Below are 22711 nucleotides of genomic sequence, written 5' to 3' on the forward strand. Positions count from 1 at the left end.
CATTCTCATGCCATGGAATGAGCAGAATGCAAGGCAGGTGTTGGGAAGTGAGAGATCTGGCCCCATTTTTCACGTGGCAGAACAATATTCGCAACAACAGTTAATCAGTGTTAACAGGTGTGCTATCAGGGTTTTCTAATTGAGATAATAAAACTTCTGTTCGTTCGAGATCATCCAGAAAGTGGCTCACGATAGAGGCAATGACTTTCTTCTTATCATCTTGAGGAGATTTGAGCAGGTTTGGCACTTCGTCCGCATCCAAGCTGTAATGAAAATCTTCAAGGAGCTCGGACTCATGGTATACGGAAAAGTCCGCATGGTAGGTGTAAGTAAAGACAACCGGGATAATAAGTAGGCTCCCTGCCATTATCATCCCTTTACTTAAGTGTGCTGCTTCTGATCCTCGGGTTTCCCGCTGAATATTGGCGTATATCTTATAAGGCTCGTAGGTGTTATTGACTTGGACGCTTTTAAACATATCTGCGTCTCTCAGCTCTTTTACGAGAAACGCTGACGTCTCGTCTACATAGTCGTAACATCCGTACTGATAACAGCTAGTGCTGCTATCCACATAACCATCGTTGACTGTTACGGATATCGAGGGGTAGATCGGGGAATCATATTTTTTGTAATCCTTGCTGGGTGGAAGTTTGCTCGCGCAGCCTGCCAGTATCAGCACAATGACAATAAATAATCCCCTCATTTTCTACCCCTGCTCATGATCTCTTTTTAGCTTATCTTTATAAGAAAAATTTAAATGCTGAGTTAGCGTCATTCTGCACAGCACTGTTTTAATGGTGATTCCGTCAGGCGATGGAGCCAAACACCTGAATAATGTTGCCCAGCCGCGCGGTGAACTTGTCGCCGCTGTTCAGTGGACCAACGCCGGCGGGGGTGCCGGTGAAGACCACGTCGCCGGGTTCCAGGGTGAAGGTCTGGCTGATTTCGGCCAGCAGTTCGAAGGTGGGGAACAGCATCAGGCCGGTGTGCCCATGCTGTTTCACTTCGTCGTTGATCTCCAGGGTCACGTCCAGGTTCTGGCGCACGGAGATACCGCGGGCATCGATGAAGCCGGACACCGGGGCGGCGCCATCGAAAGCCTTGGCGCGCTCCCACGGGTGGCCTTTTTCTTTCAGCTGGTTTTGCAGTTCCCGCAGGGTCAGGTCCAGGCCCACGCCGTAGGCGGCGATGCTGAAGCGGATGTTTTCCAGATCGGTTTCCTTGCGGATTCGCTTGCCGATCAGGACCACCATTTCCACTTCATGATGCACCGGCCCCTGCTCTTTCGGGATCACCACCGGTTCGTGCAGGCTGGCCAGCGCAGTGGCCGGTTTCATGAACAGGATCGGGGAGTCCGGTACCTCGTTACCCAGCTCGCGGGCGTGATCGGCGTAGTTGCGCCCCACGCACACCACCTTGCCCACCGGGATGTCGATGGGTGAGCCGTCGATCCAGCGGTGAACGTAATCGTCTTCGCCGCTGTTGAGGGTGATGGCGTCATCAAACATCGAACAGTTTCCCCGGGTTCATCACATTGTTGGGGTCGAATACCTGCTTGACCGCTTTCATGCAGGCGATTTCTTCCGGGCTGCGTGAGTATTCCAGGTACGGTTTCTTGGTCATGCCCACGCCGTGTTCAGCAGAGATGGAGCCGTTGTACTTCTCCACGATTTCGAACACCCACTTGGAGACGTTGTTGCACTTGGCAAAGAAGTCTTCCTTGGCCAGGTCGGCGGGCTTGAGGATGTTGAGGTGCATGTTGCCGTCGCCGATGTGGCCGAACCAGACGATTTCGAAATCCGGGTAGGCGTCCTGCACCACGGTGTCCACGTCTTCCACAAAGTCCGGCACCTTGGCGATGCTCACGGAGATGTCGTTTTTGTAAGGAGTGTGGGGCGCGATGGATTCGGAGATGCGCTCACGCAACTGCCACAGCTGATCGAGCTGCTGCAGGGACTGGCTCATGACGCCGTCCAGCACCCAGCCTTCTTCCACGCATTTTTCGAAGATGGCCATGGCCTGCTCGCCCACCTGCTCGGAGAGCTGCTCGAATTCCAGCAGGCAGTAAAATGGGCACTCGGTATCGAAGGGCTTCGGCACGCCGTGGGCCAGTACGTGGGCCATGGCCTTGTCGGAGAAGAACTCGAAGGCGGTCAGGTCGATGTCCTGCTGGAAGGCGTGCAGGATTTTCATGACTTCGCGGAAGCCAGGGGCGCCGAGTACCAGGCAGGTGAGGTCCTTGGGCTGGCGGGTGAGTTTGACGGTGGCTTCCACCACAAAGCCCAGGGTGCCTTCGGAGCCGATAAAAAGGTGACGGAAATCGTAGCCGGTGGCGTTCTTGATCAGGCCCTTGTTCAGCTCCAGCAGTTCGCCTTTGCCGGTGACCACTTTCAAGCCGGTGATCCAGTCGCGGGTCATTCCGTAGCGGATCACCTTGATGCCGCCGGCGTTGGTGCCGATGTTGCCACCGATCTGGCTGGAGCCGGCGGAGGCGAAATCCACCGGGTAGAACAGGCCTTTTTCTTCAGCGAATTCCTGCAGCTGCTGGGTGACCACGCCTGGCTGCACGGTAACAGCACGGTCGAATTCGTTGAAATCCAGCACCTTGTTCATGCGATCAAAGGCCACCACCAGTTCGTTGTTGGCCGCCACGGCACCGGCGGACAGGCCGGTCCGGCCCCCGGACGGCACCAGGTGCAGACCGTGTTCGTTGGCGATTTCCACGATCTGCTGCACTTCATCAATGGTTTCTGGCAGGGCCACGGCACAAGGGGACGGTGCCCATACCTTGGTCCAGTCGACCCCGTAGCGCTCGGCGCTTTCCTGGTCGGTAAGCAGGCGTTTGCCAAGCAAATCAGTCAGTTGCTCCATTGCAGCGTGGGCAAAAGCGGTCATCAAGGGTCTCCTGAACGGGGTAAATCGCGCGATCTTGAGGCGTTCTCACGCCAACTTGAGCAATCCGACAGCGGGACTGCTCTCAATTTGAGCGCGCTATGTTAACATACGCGCCCATTTCACAGGCTACCGAGACTTCAATCATGGCCGATACTTCTCTTGAGAAGGACAAGATCCGCGTTCTCCTGCTCGAGGGCATCCACGAAAACGCCGTGGAGAACCTGAAGGCACACGGTTATTCCAACGTGGAGCTGCTGCCCACCGCACTGACCGGCAGTGACCTGACCGACAAGATCAAGGATGCCCATTTCATTGGTATCCGTTCCCGCACCCAGCTCACCGAAGAGGTGTTTGCAGCGGCGGACAAGCTGATCGGCGTGGGTTGTTTCTGTATCGGTACCAACCAGGTAGACCTGAAGGCGGCCCTGACGCGTGGGATTCCCGTGTTCAATGCCCCCTACTCCAACACCCGTTCCGTGGCCGAGTTGGTGATTGCCCATACCATCAACCTGATGCGTGGCATTCCCGAGAAGAACGCTTCCGCCCATAACGGTGGCTGGCTGAAGTCCGCCAAGGACAGCTACGAGATCCGCGGCAAGACCCTGGGTCTGGTGGGTTACGGCAACATTGGCGCCCAGGTGTCCGTGTTGGCGGAAGCCATGGGCATGAAGGTGAAGTTCTACGACGTGGTGCCGAAGTTGCCGCTGGGTAACGCCGAACAGGTATCTGATCTGAATGAACTGCTGGGCATGTCTGACGTGGTCAGCCTGCACGTGCCGGATACCGCCGAAACCCGCTGGATGATCAAGGAAGAGCAGATCCGCGCCATCAAGCCGAAGGGTTACCTGATCAACTATGCCCGCGGCAAGGTAGTCGACATCGACGCGCTGGCCGCTGCACTGGAAGATGGTCATCTGCTGGGTGCTGCGATTGACGTATTCCCGGAAGAGCCGAAAGGCAACGACGACGAATTCGTCAGCCCGCTGCGCAAGTTCGACAACGTGATCCTGACTCCGCACATTGGCGGTTCTACCCAGGAAGCCCAGGTGAACATCGGCACCGAGGTGTCCGAGAAGCTGGCGCGTTACTCCGATAACGGCGCCACCCTCGGTGCGGTGAACTTCCCGGAAGTGGCCCTGCCCGCGCACCCGGATAACCATCGTCTGTTGCACATTCACAAGAACGTGCCCGGCGTGATGACCCAGATCAACACCATTTTCTCTGAAAATGGCATCAACATCGCTGGCCAGTACCTGCAAACCAATGAAGAGATTGGTTATGTGGTGATCGATGTGAACAAGGAATACAGCCAGCTTGCGCTGGAGAAACTGCGCACCATCGATGGCACCATCCGTACCCGCGTGTTGTTCTAGACACGGGGTGCAGTGAGCGCCTTCGCGCTCGACAAAAAGCCGGAGCCGGACTACCTTGTCCGTTCCGGCTTTTTTGTTTGTATACCGGAAGCCTGACGCCTAAAGACAGTGTTGAACCGGCGGGAAAGCAGGCGGTCTGACTTTTAAGCCTTTGGCTCTTGATGGGAACAGGGATCACGCAACGTCTTATGGACTGGATAAGAAAGGGATGTCTTGCGCTGGCTTGTATGGCCATGCTGTCGGGCTGCGCCAGCAGCTCGCTGTTTGTGTCCTACCCTAGCCAGGCGGCGAAGTGGAAAGCCGAACTGTCCCATGTGCCGGCAACTGCACCCTCCGTGCCGACAGAATCTCAAGGCGGCCAATCCTCCGCGCACAATGATGAAACGGTTGAGCAAGCTGATGCGTCTCCCAAGCCTGCTGGCTTGGCCCCTGCTCCCAGTCGGGTCAGCCCGGTAATCAGCAAGCTGGAAGCGGCTACCGGCGGGGCTGATGGGGTCCTGTATTTGCAGGAGCTGGGCCGGGTGAGTCAGTTGCAGGGGCAACGGGAGGCCAGCCGTAATGCCTTTGCCGGTGCGGTGGCTGCCTATGATGCCGAGGACAACAGCGCCCGCATTCAAGTGTCTTCCCTTGCGGCTACCGGCACCGCCATGCTCACCAATGACAATGCTCGCCCTTATATTGCCCCCGACTATGAGCGGATCTTTACCCGTGCCTATCAGGCGCTGAATTATTGGGCGGCAGGTGATACCACCGGCACGGCGGTGGAGTTGCGCGCCGCGGCACTGGAACAACGTGTGGCAGCTAACAAGCGTGAAAAGGAAATTGCCAAGGCAGCAGAAGACGCAGAAGAAAACAATGTGGATGTCAGCCAGTTCGATGGCTACTTTGAAGGGCTGGATGCGGTAGCGGGAGGCGTAAAGTCCAGTTTTCAGAATGCCTGGACCTTCTATTTGTCCGCCCTGTTTTGGGAAGCACACCGGGAATACAACGATGCGCTGGTGGACTACAAGAAAGCACTGGAGATTCATCCCGATTCCACCTTGTTGAAAGAAGATGTGGAGCGGGTCTCGAATGCCATGAAGGGCAAGCCAGTGGATGGCGGCATGGTGGCGGTTATCTATGAGCAGAGCTTTGTGCAGGCCCGCGCGGAGTTCAGCCTGCCGATCCCTACGGTTCACGGCATTTTTTCGGTGGCCTTTCCCACCTATGCGCTGGAAGACAAACCCAGACCGGATAGCCTGCGGGTGCTGGATACCGCCATGCAGCCGTTGGCAGAAACCGAAGTGATGGCCGATGTGGGTGCACTGGCTGCCAAGGATCTCAAGGAACGTATGCCGGGTATGCTGGTTCGGCAGACCCTGCGTGCCACCGCCAAATATAATCTGCAGAAAGAAGCCAACGATAACTACGGCGCGTTCGGTGCCTTTGCCACCCAGATCTATAATCTGGTCAGCGAACAGGCAGACCGTCGTAGCTGGCTGACTCTGCCCGCCTACGCCCAGGCAACCCGTTTTACCCTGCCCCAGGGGGAGCACACCCTGTTGTTGAGCACCCCACAGGGCGATGCTACGTTGACGGTACCGGTAGTGAACCGGGGCCTCACCGTGATTCATGTGGCGGCCGTTCCCGGCCGTTTGATTACTCGCGTGTTACCCGTTCAGGAGGGACCCTTATGAGTATTTTCCGCCCGATGATGGCGTTGCTGGTAGCACTGCTGCTGGCCGCTTGCTCGGCCAGCAATATGGGCCAGATGGCCGTGGATGAAAACGGTGAAATGGTCACCCAGGTGCACTCGAACAACAGCCTGCTGGCCTCCCGGCTTTCCATCGCCGACCTGCGACAGAAGAAAGTGGGTGATCTGCTGTATGTGCAGGCAACTCTGGAAAATGGCTGGAAGTTCCGTCTCGACTTCCAGTACAAGATCAAGTTTTTCGATGCGGATGGCTTTGAACTGGAGCCGGAAGCCCAGCCGTGGCGGCAGGTGGTTATGGCCGGTCGCAGCATGAACAGTGTAAAAGCCATCGCCCCGAACCCCAGTGCTGTGCAATTCGAGATCTGGGTTCAGGAGTAATTTGACGATTTGAGCGGTCCAATCCGCCAACAAGGAGAAAAACATGCAACGCCTACTTACCATCATGATGCTGGGTGCCGCTCTGGTACTGAGCGGTTGTGCGTCCAAGGTGGACTATGGGGATGCTCAGGGCCGCGAAACGGTCAATACGGATTTTGGCTCCACGGATTTGCAGATGATTGCCGCCAAGATGGTGGACGACATGCTGGTGTTCCCTCCCATTGTTCAGCTGACCCAGAGCCGCCGCCCGGTGGTATTCGTCGACAGCATCAAGAACAAGACCACCGAGCACGTGGACACCGAATCCATCACCGACACCATCCAGTCCAAACTGCTTAACTCCGGCAAGTTCCGTTTTGTGGACATGACCAAGGTGGAGAGCGTACGTCAGCAACTGGATTATCAGAGCGAATCCGGTCTGGTTGACCCGAACACGGCTGCCCAGATGGGCCGTCAGATTGGCGCTGAGTTCATGATGTACGGGAATTTCTCCTCCATTGTGAAGCGTGAAGGCAGCACCAAGGATGTGTACTACAAGTTCACTCTGAAACTGATGAATATCCAGACCGGTATCATCGAGTGGGCCAACGAGAAAGAAATTCGCAAGACCAAGACCAAGAGTCTGTTTGGGCTGTAACAGAGACGCTGCAGGCAACACGCTCCACACGGAACAGCCTCTGCTGTAGGAGCGTCGCTTGCGGCGCGATTCAAGCCCAGGATCAAAAGCAGTTTCACCACAGAGTGCAAAGCGCACACAGAGTAAAAGCCTCATTTTCTCGGTGATCTCTGTGCACTCTGTGGTAAATCATTCTTCTCGAGGCTGGGCTATCGCGCCGCGAGTGACGCTCCTACGGCTGGAGCAGCTCGAAACAAGGAGGTCACATGTACAAACGACTATTTGCTCCGCTGATCATGGCGTTGATGCTGTTGTCATCATTCAGCCATGCACTTACCGAGACGGTGTCGGTGTCCGCCAGAGGCTTTGGTGACAGCCCGGAACAGGCCATGACCAACGCGTTGGTGGCAGCGGTGCGTCAGGGTGGCGGTGTCACGCTGGCGGTAGATCCTAATTTCCGCACCGATGTCTATGAATGGGTGATCCAGCAGCAAGGTGATGTGTCCACCTGGATGGGCAAGGAAACCTCAGTGCCGGAACCGCAGCTGCCGACGCTGGGCAACATCAAGACCTACCAGGTGCAGTCCGTGAAAAAAGTGGACGACGGCATGTGGCAGGCGGATGTGCAGGCGGACATCCTGCGCCCTAAATCTATTGGCCCGGATCGTTCCCATCTGCCGGGCATTGCCATCGCCAACTTTGATACCCGTGCCGCCAGTTATGATCTGGGTGATGTGAAAGTCTCAGCTGCAGAAGTGCGGCGTGATCTGGCAGAAAACCTGTCCATGGCGTTCACCCAGTCCGGTCGGTTCCGGGTGCTCGATCGTGCCTATCTGGCCGACGTCGAGAAGGAACTGGAAACGGTTTCTGAAGGCAGTGTGGCGCCGGAAGAAATGGCGCGCCTCGGTCAGCGTAAAGGCGCGGACTTGCTACTGGTGGGAACCATCGAAGACTTCCAGATTGGCGACAGCGAACGCGAGTTCTACGGTGCCAAGATGGGCGGCTACGAACCCTATGTACGGGTGCGCTATCGCTTGATTGATACCACTACCACAGAAATTTTGTGGAGCGATCTTTATGTGTGGGACAAGTCGGAAGCGGAAATCCGCGAAGTGGCGCGACAGTTGAACATTGATGATCGTAATCACCCTGAGCGCCTTGCCGATGTGATGTATCCGGAGATTGCCCGGGCCATCGCCGGTGATGCCACTGACGTGCTCTACCCGGTGCAGGTCATCAAGGTGGATGGCAACAATGTGTTCCTGACCCAGGGTGAGGGCCGTCTGGAGCAGGATGCGGTGATGAAGGTATATCGCCCGGCCGGGGAGATGAAAGACCCGGATACCGGCATGACCATCAAGATGGAAGGTGCGGCATTGGCTACCTTGAAGGTAACGGATGTGCGCCCTGACTATGGTGTTGCCCAGATCGAGGGCGATGCCAGTGGTGTGCTCAAGGTAGGCGACCGTGTACGCCCGGACAAACAGGCCACGGCACGGGCAGGACAACCTGCCGGACAACAAGACAGCCCCGGCTCCTCGGAAGCACCGATTCAGTGGTAATAACAGCCCCCGCGAAAGCGGGGGTTTTTGTTTGGGGAAACCTTTTCCTCTTGCTGTAGGAGCGCCACTTGAGGCGCGAATCGCGCGTTAGCGAGTAGCGAGTAGCGAGTAGCGAGTTTTGAGACGCGAGCGATCAAAGGCAAACCCCAAACCCTTTCAGGCTTGATGTTTTGGTTTTCGAAACTCGCTTCTTGCCACTTGATACTTTCTTATTCGCGCCTCAAGTGGCGCTCCTACAGTAAAAGCAGCGATTTCCTATATTGCCAGGTCTGTTGGCTTGCCACTATTTTGGGATGGCAGACAAATTTCAGGGAAGTGCACTCCGAAGCGGTCGTTATTCGCAGGAAGGTGGTATCTACCATGTGACCACCGTTACGAAGAGTCGACAGCCATATTTTGCCGATACTAAATGCGCCCGGCTGATGTGCCAGACACTACATTGGGCAGATAAACAGGGATACACAACCACCTATTGTTTTGTGGTCATGCCAGACCATTTTCACTGGTTGTTTTCTCTCGGCAACCGACACTCACTGCCCTCGACCATGAATCTGGTCAAGGGGCGTAGTGGGAGATTGTCGGGAGGTAGAATCTGGCAACGCGGTTACCACGACCATGCCCTGCGCAGCGAGGAATCCGTCAAGGACATTGCCAGATATATCGTTGCCAACCCTTTGCGGGCCGGGCTGGTGAGTTCAATTAGGGAATATCCCTATTGGAATGCTACTTGGCTTTAATCTGCTGTAGGAGCGCCACTTGAGGCGCGAAACGAGCGTTAGCGAGTAACGAGTTTTGAGACACCAGCGACCAGAGGCAAACCCCAAACCTTTTCAGGTTTGATGTTGTGACTTTCGAAACTCGCTTCTCGTCACTCGAAACTCTCGTTTCACGCACCCTTCGGGCCGCACTCGTGCGTTACTTCGCTGCGCTACGTTCCTGCAGCAAGGATCAACTTGTCGAGTAGCTTTCCGGTGTTGTGGCTGCCGCTTTGCGCTTGCGACTCGCCACCCTCGCCTTGCGTTTTTTCCACCAGATCACGATACCGGTGAACGACAGCATAGCGACCGCGATGCCCATGAAAGAGACCAGGATACGGCCGGGCAGGCCGGCAATGCGGCCGGAATGGAGCGGGAATTGTAGCTGGTTGAAGATATCGGCGGCGGTGCCGGTCCAGGGGACTTCGTCACCGATCAGCTCGCCGTTGTTGCCATCGTAGTAGAGGCTCTTCACCTTCATGCCGCCGCTGTCATGATCTTCGCCAGGGTAATAGAAACGTACACCGAACACGGCAAAATTGTCGCTGTAGAACACATCCCCAATGGGCTCGTCCCAGTCGCGTTGGTTGGCCTCATCGCGCGCCTGTTGCAGCAAGGGCTGCCAGGCGATGCCCGGTTCAACCGGATCATGCAGTGCGGTGGGGGTGCGGGTTTCAAACGGGCCGGGCGTGGTTTCTGACACCGTGGACATGATCGGGTAGAACACTTCCCGGTAAAGGTTCAGGGAAAAGGACGTGAACGCCAGAATCAGCAGCAGCCCGAAGACCCACAGGCCTATCGCCCGGTGCAGGTCAAAGTTGAGCTTGTAGGCCCCTGCCCCACGGCGGATTTTCCAGGCCGGTTTCCAACGTTGCAGCCAGCTTTTGCTGCTTGCCGTGCGGCGCTTGCGTGGCAGGGTAATCGCCATGGCAATGAAGGTGTCGAACAACCATACCAGGGCGGCAATACCCATCAGCCAGATGCCCCAGCGATCAATCCCCTTCCACTCCGGCAGGTGCAGGGTGAAGTGCAGCTTGTAGAGGAATGACATCAGGTGTTCAGGGTGCAGTGAGATCTTCCCCCACAGACGTTGGCCGACAATCTCGCCGCTGACCGGATCCACGAAGACGTGATCATAGTCCAGTTCATGGCGGCGTCCGGTGTCGGGGTTGACCTGTGCGTCGACCCAGATTTCTGCATTGTGTCCCGGCTCTGCTGCCAGCGGAAAGAAGCTCGCGCGCACGCGCGGATCGGCCTCTTCCACCCTCCGCACCAGCTCGAGCATGGGTAACGGCTCACCCTGGCTTTGTGCTTCGAAGAGGTGGGGGTTCAGCCATTCGTCCAGCTCATGATCCCAGGAAATCAGGGCACCAGTGAGGCCGGCAATGATAAGAAAACCGGCGATAAACAGACCAAACCAGCGATGTAGAACGACAAGGAGGGCGCGCATGAAAACAGGCTCCAGGAGAAAATCCCGGGCAGTCTATCATGAACGCAAATCGTTCTCATTAGCGATTTTGGGTTCGTTCCTGGAGCCGTGCCATAGCGGGTAAGGAATACCGGCTAGCCGGTTAATCAGATAGGCCTGACCTACCAGTAGCGCCACAGCGCTGATCAGCACAGGCAATTGCTGCAGCTCATGCATCAGCCCCAGCGATACGATCAACGCAGTGGCACCTGCCGGTGGGTGCGGTACCCGCAGCAGAATCATGAAGGCGCTGGTGAGCCCGAGGGATAAGCCGGCGGCGGCGACCCGCGACCAGTCCACCCCGGCAATAAAGGCGGCAGGAGCATCATGCAGATTGAATAGCCACAGGGAGGCCCAGCCACACAGGGCGCCAATCACATGGCCGATCAGCACGTTGCGGGGTGAGGCCACATCCGCCAGCGGTACATGGAACAAAAGGAAGGCGGTGGCCCCCAGCGAAGGGAAGATGAAGGCTTGCTGGGTAAGTAGCGCCACCATGGCGATCAGGGCAATGCTCAGGCCACCGTTGACCAGATTGAAGGTGGCCATCACCAGGCGGGGATTGAAGCGTGCGCTCATGGCTTCCAGGTGCAGTTGCTTCAGCACGCCGCTAACCAGCCGTTGGCGAACCTGATCAGTCTGTTGACTCATTCCGCACCATCTCGGGGCATTAAAAGAGCGCGCATGGTAAGGCTTCATCTCGATGCGATCAATTATGGTGCACGAAAGGGGGCATTTAGGTGCGGCGGCGAACGGATCCTCTTTTTGCCGGTATCTGGCTGGTGAAATCCGGTAGCATCAGCTCAGGATGACGTGGTGGTGAGGAGAGTAGTGTGGACGGATTTTTTTTCCAGGCTCTGGTGTTGCTGGGCGCAACCCTGATTTTACTGCCTCTGTTCCAGCGGCTGGGACTGGGCAGTATTCTCGGTTATCTGGCCGCCGGTATTGCGGTGGGGCCGTTGGGCTTCGGGCTGATCAGTGACGGCACCCATGTGCTGCACTTCGCGGAACTGGGCGTGGTGCTGATGCTGTTTCTGGTGGGGCTGGAGTTGGCTCCGCAGCACCTTTGGGCACAACGCCGCAGCCTGGTTGGGTTGGGTGCCACCCAGATGGTGGCCAGCGCCTTGTTACTGTGCGGAATCTTCCTGTTGTTGGGCTTTGAATCCAGAGTCAGCATGGCCGTGGGTGCCATTCTGGCGCTGTCCTCCACCGCCTTCGTGATTCAGATGTTGGTAGAAACCAACCAGCTGGGCACTCCCCATGGGCGCTCGGCCTTTTCCATTCTGCTGTTTCAGGATCTGGCGGTGATTCCGATCCTGCTGCTGTTGCCGGTGCTGGCGGGCGCTGGAGGTGGCGAGGACGGGCCGCAATTGCTGGCGGGGCTGGCAGCCCTGGTGGGTATGGTGCTGGCGGGGCGCTATTTGCTTAACCCCTGGCTGGGCTGGCTGGCCAAGCTACGTAACCGGGAACTGATGAGTGCCAGCGCCCTGATGCTGGTGTTGGGCGCGGCTGGGCTGATGGAGCACCTGGGGCTTTCCATGGGGCTGGGTGCTTTCGTGGCCGGGGTGCTGCTGGCCAATTCACCGTACCGGGAACAATTGGAAACCGATATCCAGCCCTTCAAGGGATTGCTGTTGGGGCTGTTCTTCCTGGCGATTGGCATGACCATGGATCTGCGCCTGCTGCGGGACTACCCCGGTGAAATTGGTCTTTTCCTGATGGTATTGCTGGGTGCCAAGACACTGGTGTTGATGGTGATTGCCCGAATTCGCAAGGCAGACTGGCGCGGCACCATGATGTTCGGGATGTTGCTCAGTCAGGGGGGAGAGTTTGCCTTTGTACTGCTTACCCAGGCGGTGACACTGAACTTGATGGACTCGACCCTGGCTGGGCAATTGAATCTGGTGGTGGCGTTGTCCATGGCTTGCACCCCCCTGCTGTTGAAAGCGGTGGTGGCGCTGTGGCCTGCGCAACAGCCTCAAGCTCGTCAGGATCTGGAGGATGAGACCATGCCCAGCCATCATCCTCGTGTGGTCATTGCCGGCTTGGGCAGGTTTGGGCAGATCACCGCGCGTATTCTGGTCGGGCGGCAGATTCCCTTTACCGCCCTGGACTCTGATCCGGATGAAATCGATATGCTGCGTCGCTTTGGCAACGAGGTATATTTTGGCGATGTGACACGGCTTGACCTGTTACGTACCGCCGGACTGGAGCACGCCAGGGTGCTGGTGGTGGCGGTGGATGACGCAGAAGCTGCGCTGAAAACCGTTGAATTGGTGCGTGATCATTTTCCCCACGTCAGCATCATTGCGCGGGCTCGGGATCGTTTTCATGCTTTCCAGCTGCGTGCCCTCGGCGTCACCGTTATCCGGGAAACGTTTGAATCTGCCCTGCTCACCGCCCGTTTGACGCTAACCGAGCTGGGGGTACCGGAATCCACGGCGATTGATCTGGTGCGCAGTTTCCGGGATCTCGATGAGCGCATGCTGGAGGAGCAGGTGGAACACCGGGATGATCGCGAGAAACTGCTGGAAGCCAATGCCCGGGGGCGGGCCGAGCTCAGCTCCCTTCTCCAGCAAGACTAAAACGATAATAGTATTGAGAACCATTATCATTATGTGTACTATGCGGGCCCACTGACCGGCTCTTGTCGTTGCCTTGGGGATAACGGAGCCGGTTTTCGCAAACCGATCTGGGCCCAGCTATGACATTCCGACTTCTCGCCGGGGCGGTGAGCGCCTCGCTTCTGCTCCAGCCAACTCTTGCGTCGGCAGAGGACGCCGATGTCAGTAACGACACCATCACTCTGGAGAAGGTGACCGTCAGCGATCAGGCGCGTGGGCGGCGTGCTGATGACACGGAAGCCTATACCCCGAAAACCCCGGTCAGCGCCCCAACAGGTCTTTCCCTGACCCGCCGCGAAACCCCGCAATCCGTTTCCGTGATCACAGAAACCCAGATGGATGATTTCCAGATGAATGGGGTGAGCGATGTGTTGGCGTCGACCCCGGGTGTAGTAGTGGATCGGGTCGAGACGGATCGCATTTATTACAACGCACGTGGTTTCGAAATTACCAACTTCCAGTTTGACGGTTTGGGTCAACCCCTGCCCTATGAAATCGTGACTGGCGATGTGGATACCGCACAGTTTGAGCGTGTCGAGGTGATTAGGGGCTCGAATGGTTTGATGACCGGGGTGGGTAACTCTTCCGCCACAGTCAACTATGTGCGTAAACGCCCCACTGTTGATAGCAAAGGCTCTCTTGCCGTGACCTACGGTTCCTGGAATGCCGCCCGTGTCGAGGGAGATCTCTCCGGTGCGCTGAACAAAAATGGCACCGTTCGTGGTCGGGTGGTGAGCGCCTATGACAACAAGGACTCTTACCTGGATCGCTATGAGAAAGAGCGTGGTCTTTTTTACGGTGTGGTGGAAGCGGACATCACAGACAGTACTTTGCTGACCTTGGGATATTCTCAGCAGAACGATAATGCCGACAGTCCGCTGTGGGGTTCATTGCCGCTGTTCTACAGTGATGGCACCCCCACGGACTATGACGTGGAAACCAGCACCTCCGCAGACTGGTCCTATTGGGATAATGATACCAAGATGGCGTTTGTTGAACTGCAGCAACGCTTCGATAATGGTTGGGAGGCCAAAGGCGTATTTACCTATCGCAAGATGGAAGGTGAATCCGAGCTGTTCTATGTATATGGCACGCCGAATTTGGATGAAACGGGCCTGCGGGCTTATCCGAGCTATTACGACGACGAAGTGACGGAGCGAAACTATGATCTCTTCGCACGTGGTCCCTTTGAAGTCGGCGGCCGTGTGCATGAGATGATTGTGGGGTTGAGCTATTCCAAGGGCCGGATTATGGAGAAATCTTTCTATGGTCAGGGTATCGGTACGCTGCTGACACCGGACCAGGCCTTCGGTGGAAGCTATCCCAAACCGCCATTTGATGCTGCAGAAGATGGCAGTAAGTGGGATGACCGTTATCGCAGTGGTTATCTGGCAACAAGGTTGAGTCTCGCCGAGCCTCTGACCTTGATTGCCGGTGGCCGATATGTGGACGTGCTCAGCGAAGGTGAAGGCTATACAGGTACTGACAAGGACGCGAGCGCCAGTGAGTTGGTGCCCTACACCGGCGTGGTTTATGACCTCACGGACGTGCACTCCGTGTATGCCAGCTATACCGAAATTTTCAACCCGCAGACTGAGGAAGATGCCAGTGGTCAGCGGTTGGATCCGGTTACCGGCGAGACCCATGAAATCGGGTTCAAATCCGAATGGAATCAAGGGCGCCTCTACACCCAGCTGACCGCGTTCTGGACAGATCAGAAGAATCTGGCTGAAGCCGTACCCGGCACGGCACCAGATAACGATTACACCGGCAAGGATTTCGAAAGCAGCGGTTATGAAGCGGAAATCAGCGGCGAGCTACTGCCGGGCTGGCAGTTGAGTGGTGGCTATACCTTCCTGGATATTGAAAAGAATGATGACGGTATCGAGCAGCGCACCTATACCCCACGAGAAATCATCCGTTTGACCACCAGCTACCGTCCGAGTGGACTGGAAAAGCTGAAAGTCGGTGCACGCGTCAGCTGGCAGGACAGCATCTTCCGCGGCGGAGAGAACGGGGTTCCGAAAACCACCCAGGGGGCCTATACCCTGGTGGACCTGATGGCCGGCTATGACTGGACCAAGCAGTTCTCCACTACCCTGAACGTGAACAACGTGAGCGACGAAAAATACCTCAACTCGCTTTATGTCGGACAGGCGTTCTACGGCGCACCACGCAACGCCAGCATTCGCTTCGACTACAAGTTCTAACTTCCTCGGTTGTGCGCAACCTTTTATGCCGGGTCTTGCACAAGCAAGAGGCCCGGCTTTTTTTGGTTCATCGCCGGTTAGCAGGAATGCTGGTTTGCCAGACTTAGGACGCCAACGCCAAACCAACCGTATTCCCTGTGAGAGCCGGCGCTTACTGTGCCCTTCGGGTGCGACTGCGGAAAAGTCGATGCCAAGGCATCGCGACGGAACCGTCGCTCCCACAGAGGGCATCCTCCATCCGAGAGCTTCTGCGGTTTTGTCTCCCGTGGGAGCGGGCGTTCGACCGCGAAAAGGCCGATACCAAAGCGCTTCCACAGTTGAATCATGGCCCCGAGCCTTTGCCGATGACGCCAACCCTTCGCGTGCAAGCACCCTCCCACAGCGTTGTTGCCAGCGATTAACCCTTGGCGTTCCAGGTCTCTCCTCCCGTCAGTTCATATTCCCGCTAAAGTGTGAAGAACCTAAAAAACCGGGGTGAAGCCTGCGGGGTTTTCAGGCACTTCGCGGCTCTGGGCGAATGAACTTCAGAAGCGAGTTGCGAGTAACGAGTTGCGAAGAGCAAACCAGGAACGGTTAAGATCTTTTTCGCTTCTCGCTTCTCGCTTCTCGCTTCTCGCTTCTCGAAACTCGAAAATTCGCCCAGGCAAGCCGGGCTCCTGCAGAGGTTCGGTTCGCCGGGCTTACAGCTTGAGCTTCTTCAAGCCACGACGAATGCCCTGATCCAGCACCGTTTTCACCACCGGTCCAACCAACGGTAATTTGCCTTCGAACTCGATGGTGTAGTGCAGCATGCTGCCGCCATTACCGGTTTCAGAAAAGTGCATCACGCCCTGGTGATTTTTCAGCGGGCTGCCTTTGCTGATGGCGTAGCGGATCAGCTTGTTCTCTTCCGCTTCGGTCACGGTTTCATGAAAAGCCGGTGCCAGAGGCAGCTTCATCCAGCGGGTGGAGCCCACACCATTGACGCTATCCTTGCCGTCCTTGATACGCTTGATCTTGGCCGGCGCGAAGATCAACTCCAGGTTGTGATGATCGCTCAGGAAGCTGTAGAGCTTGTCCACGGAAAACGGGAAAGTCTGGATGATTTCGATGCGTTGCATGTTTGACTCCTGCGTAGCCCGGGCAGCCGGGAAAAGACAGCCTTAAAAGGTTTGGCTGTAAACAGGATGTTGATTCTGCCCGAAGCCCTTGCGCCGACAAGGTTAATTTGGGCCAGAGCAGCCTGTGGCCAGCCAACGGGTTATCTCAGTTGCCGGTGCGCTGCGGCAGGCTGCGGCAAACTGCCCTGCCCATAACGGCGAAAAATCACCGTTGCCAGCGGCCTCGGCGGCTGCCCTCAGTGGCCCGTTGGCGTTTCCGGCCAGCGGGAAGTCGGGTGTCTGCGCGGGGAAATAGCCCAGTTCTTCCATAAGACGATTCACCATGCCTCGGGCCGGCCGACCCGAAAAGAGGGTGGTGAGCGCGGTATGGCGTGCCCGGGCGCTAGCCAGCCACTCGCGGTGAACGGATCGGGTGGTGGCTTCAGGCGCTAGCAGATAGGCGGTGCCGATCTGCACGGCGGTGGCACCCAGTGTCAGGGCTGCGCGCACCCCGGAGGGCGTGGCAATGCCGCCAGCCGCGATCACCGGCACCGACACTGCCTCTGCAATCTGCGGCAGCAGGCTGAAGGTACCTTGTTGCAGCGTCAGATCGTCACTGAGGAAATGGCCGCGGTGGCCGCCCGCTTCCAGACCCTGTGCAATCACTGCATCGGCACCGTGTTGCTGTAGCCAGAGTGCTTCGTCGATGGTGGTGGCGCTGGACAGGATGCTGGCTCCGGTGGCCTTGATCCGATCCAGCAGCTCAGGTGCAGGCAGCCCATAGTGAAAACTGACCACTGCCGGGCGAAACTGCTCGATAACACTGGCGCTGTCTTCGTCGAAGGGCTTGCGGGAGGCGCCTGTGGGGATGGTGGCGGGGTCGGCACCGACTTCCCGATAGTAGGGTGCCAGGAGCTCCGCCCAGTCCCGTTCCCTGTCGGGGATGGCAGCCGGTATTGTGTGGCAGAAAAAGTTGACGTTGTAGGGCCGGGGCGTTGCCTGCTGCAGCTGATCAAGCTGCTCAGCCAACTGCGCCGGAGCTAACATCCCGGCAGGGAGTGAGCCGAGCGCCCCGGCGTTGCAGACAGCGGCGGCCAGCCGCCAGTCCTGTACGCCGGCCATGGGGGCCTGGATCAAGGGCAAACGGCTGATAAAGGGGGGCACGGTCATGGGCATGCTCTGCCAAGCGGGCTGGGCTAGGGATTGTCGAGCGTAGCACGAATCATCGTATGCAGTGCTTCGCCGCCGGGTTCCGTTTCAAGCGCGGATAACAGGGAGGCCTGATTGGCGGGCGGCTGATTCTGACTGGCCTTGTTTTTGCCCTCCAGTCGGTGAATCAGGATTTCGATGCCCACCAGGGCAGCCACCATCCTGTCGATATAGTCTGTGGGTGCATCGTTAACCGCCCAAGGGGCGTTCCTGCCCTGCTCTTGTTGTTCGGTCAGATGTTGAATCTGCTGCTTGACCCAGTGAGGGTCATCGAGCACGCGTAGCGTGCCATGGACATGGGTGACGGCATAATTCCAGGTTGGCACCACTTTGCCGTGTTCTGCCTTGCTGGCATACCACGAGGGGGAAATATATCCCTGCGGACCATGGAAGATCACCAGCGCTGGCAGTGGGTCGGGCAACTGACTCAGAGGGTTGGCGCGGGGGATATGGGCCAGCAACCGTTCACCATGGGCATCTGCCTGCAGCACAAAAGGCAGGTGGTTGGCATCAAGTCCTGAGTCGCCGTGCAGCACCAGGGTGCCGAGGGGAAACGCCTTGATCCGGGCCCGCATTGAGTCCGGATCGTTGTCGCTGAAAATCTCAGGCTTGTACATGCGGGGCTAATCCACCGACAGTGTTTCGGGTAACTCAGGGGCCATGATGCCGCCTGCCTCAGGGGGGCGCACGGTGGCTTCACCAAGGCCGCGGGGGTCGCTGGCGGCAGTCACTTCATTGCTGTCACGACGCCACAAAATGGCCTGCATGTTGCCGTAGTCGCGGCCGGTGGAGACCACCTTGTGGCCCAGCAGCATCAGCTGCTTGGCTGCTTCACTGCCGACAAACTCCGGCTCGGCCTGCACTTCGTCTGGCAGGTACTGGTGGTGGTAGCGTACCGTGCTGACCCAGTCTTGCACTGGCTTGTTATCGGCGGCTTCCAGCACCCCCAGCAATACCATGGAAATAATCCGGCTGCCGCCAGGGGTGCCGAGGATGGCCACGCGGTCGTCGAATTCCACGAAGGTGGGTGTCATGGAAGACAGCGGTCGCTTGCCCGGGGCAATGGCATTGGCCTCGCTACCCACCAGACCGTAGGCATTGGGACTGCCCGGCTTCGCCGAGAAGTCATCCATTTCATTGTTCAGCAGCACCCCGGTACCCGGCGGCACAAAGCCGCTGCCAAACGGCAGGTTGATACTCAGGGTAGCGGATACCCGGTTGCCATCCTTGTCGAGCACCGACAAATGGGTGGTGTGGAAGCCTTCTTCTACACCGACCGGCTCGCCAAGGCTGGCGCTGGGGGTGGCCTTGTCGAGGGTGATGCTGGCGGCACGCTGTTTGGCGTAATCCATGCTCAACAGCTTATCCACAGGCATATCCACAAAGTCCGGATCGCCCAGGTAACGGGCGCGGTCCTGATAGGCACGGCGCATGGCCTCGACGGCAAGGTGGGGGGTCATGTCGCCGGTGTGACCCTCGTTGAACTGGCTGAGGATGTTCAGGGCGTTCGCCATGACAATGCCGCCGGAGGACGGTGGTGGTGCCGAGATCAGCCGGGCACCACGGAACTGGCTGACGATGGGGGTGCGCTCCACCACCTTGTAGCTGGCCAGATCCTGCAGCGTCCAGAGGCCGCCGGTCTGTTGTACGCCGTCCACCAGCTGCTTTGCTACGTCACCATGATAGAAGCCAGCGTTGCCCTGCTCGGCAATGGCCTTCAGTACCTTGGCCAGATCGGGTTGGCGAATCACATGGCCAGATGCAGGCACTTTGCCATTATGCAGAAAAATGCCCGATGATTCCGGGAAGCGATTGAGCACCTCTTCGCGGTAACTGGCCAGCTTGCGGTACTTTTCGTCTACCGGGAAACCGTTCTCTGCCAGCTTGATAGCAGGCTCCAGCGTGGTAGTGAGTGGTAACTGACCATACTTTTCTGCCACATGCACAAAAGCGGCCGCCTGTCCCGGAATTCCTGCTGCGCTGGGGCCGTTTACGGCCCAGTCGCGCATGACCTTGCCATCCTTGTCTTGGTACATGTTGGCGGTGGCGGCGCTGGGTGCGGTTTCGCGGGCGTCGACGAACGTCTGGAACCCATCCTGTTCGCGGTGCAGTAACCAGAAGCCGCCGCCACCCATACCGGCCGAGTAAGGCTCCACCACGGCCAGCGCGGCGGCGACAGCGATAGCTGCATCAAAGGCATTGCCGCCCTGATCAAGAATCGCCATACCGGCCTGGGTAGCCAGCGGATGGGCACTGGCCACCGCATTCTGCCCCGGCCCGGCGGCCTGGGCGGAGAGGGTAAACAGCAGCAGTAACGAGATCAGGTAGCGCATGGGGTTCCTCCTTGAATGCCGACAATATAACCCAACAGTATTTCAGGAAGTGCGGTTATGGCAGTAACGAGTTACGAGAAGCGAGTTTCGAAAAGCAAAATCGAACTGCCTGGCAAGACCGGTTTGGGTCCGTGTGCCGGTAACAGGTTACGGGCTGTGCCACAGCTATCTGCTGTTTGTATCGTTCGGCTTTATTGTTGTGTGCAGAGAGTATCGGGTGGCCAGTCACGAAAGGCAAAACCTGCCCAGCCTTTCGCAACTCGGTACTCGTTTCTCGAAACTATTTCTTCTGCCGCGCCTTACGTTTCTCTTCCAGCGCTTCGGCGACCAGCGGCGGCACGAAGTTGTTCACGTCGCCGTCCAGCAAGGCGATTTCGCGGATCAGGGAACTGGAGATGAACGACAGATGTTCCGCCGGGGTCAGGAACACGGTTTCCAGATCCGGGGCCAGCTGGCGGTTCATGTTGGCCAGCTGGAACTCGTATTCGAAGTCAGACACGGCACGCAGGCCGCGTAGCAGGATGTTGCCATCCTCCTCCTGGCAAAAGTGAGCCAGCAGTTTGGAGAAACCTTTCACCTTGACGTTGGGCAGGTGGGCCAGGACGCGTTCGGTAAGCTCCACGCGTTCCTCCAGGCTGAACAGCGGGCCTTTCTTTTCGCTGGCGGCAATGCCGACTACCACTTCGTCAAACATCTTGGCGGCCCGTTCTACCAGATCCAGGTGGCCATTGGTGATGGGATCGAAGGTGCCGGGGTAGATAACGCGGTTGGTCATACGGGCCTTGCCTCTGTTGCAGTCATTACTGTGCCGGGATAATGCCGGGCACGTCATGGCCGCAAGGATACCCCATGCAGCCCCTGCCGTGCAGGGGCTGGCAGGCCTGCAGCCGGTCAGGCCGGTTGCTGGTCGGGTTGCCTGTGCTGCTGCTGGTAGTAGCGGGTGCTGGCGGCAATCACGGCTTGAATGGGCGGGTGAGCCAGTCCCTGATTGGCCAGAAAGGTATCACTGCTTTTGGTATCAAAGCGTGTGGTCTGGATGAAATGCAGTGCCTCTGGCCAGGTGTTGAGCAGCCGGGGCAAACCCGGAATACGCAACAGGGCGGCCAGCACTGCCATGGGCAGGAAGCGTCTGGGTGGCCGTTGTTGCAGGGTATCTGCGACGGTCGTCAGCATGCCTTGCAAGGTCGGGGTATGGCGATCCAGCGCCAGTACCCGCGGCGGCACCACGCTGCTGGTGGCGGCGCGGGCGATGATCGCTGCCAGCAAATCCACGGCCACCAGTGGCAGCCAGTGCTCACGGCTGCCGGGGATCGCTGCCATGCGGCCACGGGCCAGATTATCGATGAGCTGATAGAGCGGCTGCTGGCTGTCCAGCTGTCCGCTTCGGCTATCGCCGGCTACGGTGGCGGGCTGTACTTCGATCATGTCCACGCCATGATCGCGGGTGTATTCACGCACCCGGATGGCAGCTTCCAGCTTGCTGGCCTCGTAACCGCCGGCACGACGGTATACCTGTTGCCAGTCGGTCTGGTTGGCGTGCATCAGGTTGATACCCAGGCGGGTCAGGTGGCCATGGTTTTCCAGCATGAAGCCGGAGATGAATACCAGCCTGGTGCGTTGACTGTGCGCCAGCCGTGCCACGGCCAGAGCGCCTTCCACGTTGGTTTGCCGCGCCTCCACCATGGGCAGTTGCCAGGCAAAGCGGGCACCCAGGTGAATGATGGCCTGCAGGGCAGGCAAGGGTTCGCTCAGGCCCAGATCCGGTTTATCCAGATCTCCGCCAATCGCCTGAACCAGACTGCCCTGCCCGCCCAGGGCGTCCACCTCACGGCGCAGCGCGGGGAGTTGTCGCGGTGGGTCACGCAGCATGGCAAGCACGGGTTGCTGTGCCCGGCTCAGTTCGGCACAAACGGTGCGGCCGATAAAGCCACTGGCACCGGTGATCAGGATTGGGTTGTCGTGCTTCATGTCAGCTCCCTGTAATACATGAATTTCGACAAGCCTAAAGGGTAGAGTAAGCTCTAAGGTCAAGGCAGATTTTCCTGCCATGGGAGAGACGGGTTTATGCGCATTGCAGAGCTGGAACAGCGCACCGGAATTAACCGGCATACGCTGCGTTATTACGAAAAGGAAGGCTTGTTGCTGGAAGTGATCCGCGGTGACAACAACTACCGTGACTATCCGGAAAAAGCGGTGGAGCGGGTGACCATGGTCAGCCAGCTCAAGGCACTGGGGTTTTCCCTGCGGGAAATTCGCGATCTGCTCAATGCCCTGCGTAGTGACAGCATGGACTGTGAGCAGGGGGCGCAGCTGATGGCCGAGAAGAAGGCCGCGGTGGATCAGCGTATCCGCGAATTGAAGCAGGTCAGCCGTATGCTGGGCGAACAGCAGCGGCGGCTGGAAGCCAGTGCGGAAGCACAACGAAACGGGCGAGACTGTATCCGCTGAGTACACATTCGATGTGCATCAGGCTACCGGATAGGCGATTTGGTCAACGTTGGTATTTCAGGGCCTGT

Annotated in this window: 20 protein-coding genes; 9 read left to right on the forward strand and 11 right to left on the reverse strand. The window is 57.9% G+C overall.

Translation table 11 applies throughout. The features are described from left to right. Positions 1-100: 100 nt before the first annotated feature. From Y5S_RS13535 to Y5S_RS13545, 3 genes are all read right to left on the reverse strand, one after another. Complete coding sequence (locus Y5S_RS13535; protein WP_035233679.1) at positions 101-703, reverse strand: hypothetical protein; 603 nt, start codon at positions 701-703, stop codon at positions 101-103. Positions 704-806: 103 nt separating this feature from the next. Further along, positions 807-1508 carry a fumarylacetoacetate hydrolase family protein gene (locus Y5S_RS13540; RefSeq protein ID WP_052041612.1) on the reverse strand — a complete coding sequence of 234 codons (702 nt, stop codon included), beginning with the start codon at positions 1506-1508 and terminating at the stop codon, positions 807-809. Then, complete coding sequence (locus tag Y5S_RS13545) at positions 1501-2895, reverse strand: FAD-binding oxidoreductase (protein ID WP_035233680.1); 1395 nt, start codon at positions 2893-2895, stop codon at positions 1501-1503. The genes Y5S_RS13540 and Y5S_RS13545 overlap by 8 nt, the downstream gene beginning before the upstream one ends. A gap of 143 nt (positions 2896-3038) precedes the next feature. Between Y5S_RS13545 and serA the strand changes: the two genes are divergently transcribed. The 6 genes from serA to Y5S_RS19505 all read left to right on the forward strand — a co-directional run bounded on the left by serA (position 3039) and on the right by Y5S_RS19505 (position 9254). Beyond that, positions 3039-4268 (forward strand): phosphoglycerate dehydrogenase, encoded by a 1230-nt coding sequence (gene serA, locus Y5S_RS13550; protein ID WP_035233681.1) that lies wholly within the window; start codon positions 3039-3041, stop codon positions 4266-4268. Between the two features lie 188 nt (positions 4269-4456). After that, positions 4457-5944, forward strand: coding sequence for a COG3014 family protein (locus tag Y5S_RS13555; protein ID WP_035233682.1), 1488 nt, complete (start codon positions 4457-4459; stop codon positions 5942-5944). Continuing rightward, positions 5941-6339, forward strand: coding sequence for a YcfL family protein (locus Y5S_RS13560; RefSeq protein WP_035233684.1), 399 nt, complete (start codon positions 5941-5943; stop codon positions 6337-6339). Before Y5S_RS13555 ends, Y5S_RS13560 begins: the two co-directional genes overlap by 4 nt. Positions 6340-6382: 43 nt before the next feature. Next, positions 6383-6976: a penicillin-binding protein activator LpoB gene (gene lpoB / locus Y5S_RS13565; protein ID WP_035233686.1), complete on the forward strand. Its 594-nt coding sequence runs from the start codon at positions 6383-6385 to the stop codon at positions 6974-6976. Positions 6977-7221: 245 nt separating this feature from the next. Further along, complete coding sequence (locus Y5S_RS13570; protein WP_035233688.1) at positions 7222-8517, forward strand: CsgG/HfaB family protein; 1296 nt, start codon at positions 7222-7224, stop codon at positions 8515-8517. 293 nt (positions 8518-8810) lie between these two features. After that, positions 8811-9254, forward strand: coding sequence for an REP-associated tyrosine transposase (locus tag Y5S_RS19505; RefSeq protein WP_081939775.1), 444 nt, complete (start codon positions 8811-8813; stop codon positions 9252-9254). A gap of 211 nt (positions 9255-9465) precedes the next feature. On the opposite strand, the gene Y5S_RS13575 is transcribed toward Y5S_RS19505, so the two are convergent. Further along, the gene (locus Y5S_RS13575) at positions 9466-10722 is read right to left on the reverse strand and encodes a PepSY-associated TM helix domain-containing protein (RefSeq protein ID WP_035233690.1); all 1257 of its coding nucleotides are present in this window, start codon (positions 10720-10722) and stop codon (positions 9466-9468) included. 36 nt (positions 10723-10758) lie between these two features. Then, the gene (locus Y5S_RS13580) at positions 10759-11391 is read right to left on the reverse strand and encodes an HPP family protein (RefSeq protein WP_035233692.1); all 633 of its coding nucleotides are present in this window, start codon (positions 11389-11391) and stop codon (positions 10759-10761) included. A 182-nt stretch (positions 11392-11573) separates the two neighbouring features. Between Y5S_RS13580 and Y5S_RS13585 the strand changes: the two genes are divergently transcribed. Together Y5S_RS13585 and Y5S_RS13590 are read left to right on the forward strand one after the other, a co-directional pair. After that, on the forward strand, positions 11574-13325 hold the full coding sequence (locus Y5S_RS13585; protein WP_035233694.1) for a monovalent cation:proton antiporter-2 (CPA2) family protein: 1752 nt from the start codon (positions 11574-11576) through the stop codon (positions 13323-13325). 119 nt (positions 13326-13444) lie between these two features. Next, entirely contained in the window at positions 13445-15574 is a 2130-nt protein-coding gene (locus Y5S_RS13590) for a TonB-dependent siderophore receptor (protein WP_035233695.1), read from the forward strand. Positions 15575-16254: 680 nt separating this feature from the next. On the opposite strand, the gene Y5S_RS13595 is transcribed toward Y5S_RS13590, so the two are convergent. The 6 genes from Y5S_RS13595 to Y5S_RS13620 all read right to left on the reverse strand — a co-directional run bounded on the left by Y5S_RS13595 (position 16255) and on the right by Y5S_RS13620 (position 22163). Beyond that, a complete protein-coding gene (locus tag Y5S_RS13595) occupies positions 16255-16674 on the reverse strand; it encodes an SRPBCC family protein (protein ID WP_035233696.1) in 420 nt (139 codons plus the stop codon). Positions 16675-16776: 102 nt separating this feature from the next. Further along, entirely contained in the window at positions 16777-17823 is a 1047-nt protein-coding gene (locus Y5S_RS13600; protein ID WP_035233697.1) for an NAD(P)H-dependent flavin oxidoreductase, read from the reverse strand. 26 nt (positions 17824-17849) lie between these two features. Next, on the reverse strand, positions 17850-18479 hold the full coding sequence (locus Y5S_RS13605) for an FMN-binding negative transcriptional regulator (protein WP_035233698.1): 630 nt from the start codon (positions 18477-18479) through the stop codon (positions 17850-17852). A gap of 6 nt (positions 18480-18485) precedes the next feature. Beyond that, complete coding sequence (gene ggt / locus Y5S_RS13610) at positions 18486-20195, reverse strand: gamma-glutamyltransferase (protein ID WP_052041613.1); 1710 nt, start codon at positions 20193-20195, stop codon at positions 18486-18488. Positions 20196-20475: 280 nt separating this feature from the next. Then, positions 20476-20970 carry a pantetheine-phosphate adenylyltransferase gene (coaD, locus tag Y5S_RS13615; RefSeq protein ID WP_035233699.1) on the reverse strand — a complete coding sequence of 165 codons (495 nt, stop codon included), beginning with the start codon at positions 20968-20970 and terminating at the stop codon, positions 20476-20478. A gap of 116 nt (positions 20971-21086) precedes the next feature. Further along, positions 21087-22163, reverse strand: a complete 1077-nt coding sequence (locus Y5S_RS13620; RefSeq protein WP_035233700.1) for an SDR family oxidoreductase — start codon at positions 22161-22163, stop codon at positions 21087-21089. Positions 22164-22259: 96 nt separating this feature from the next. On the opposite strand from Y5S_RS13620, the gene Y5S_RS13625 reads away from it, so the two are divergent. Next, entirely contained in the window at positions 22260-22643 is a 384-nt protein-coding gene (locus Y5S_RS13625) for a MerR family transcriptional regulator (RefSeq protein WP_035233701.1), read from the forward strand. Positions 22644-22711: the final 68 nt, after the last annotated feature.

Source organism: Alcanivorax nanhaiticus, from assembly GCF_000756665.1.
GTDB classification, from domain to species: domain Bacteria; phylum Pseudomonadota; class Gammaproteobacteria; order Pseudomonadales; family Alcanivoracaceae; genus Alcanivorax; species Alcanivorax nanhaiticus.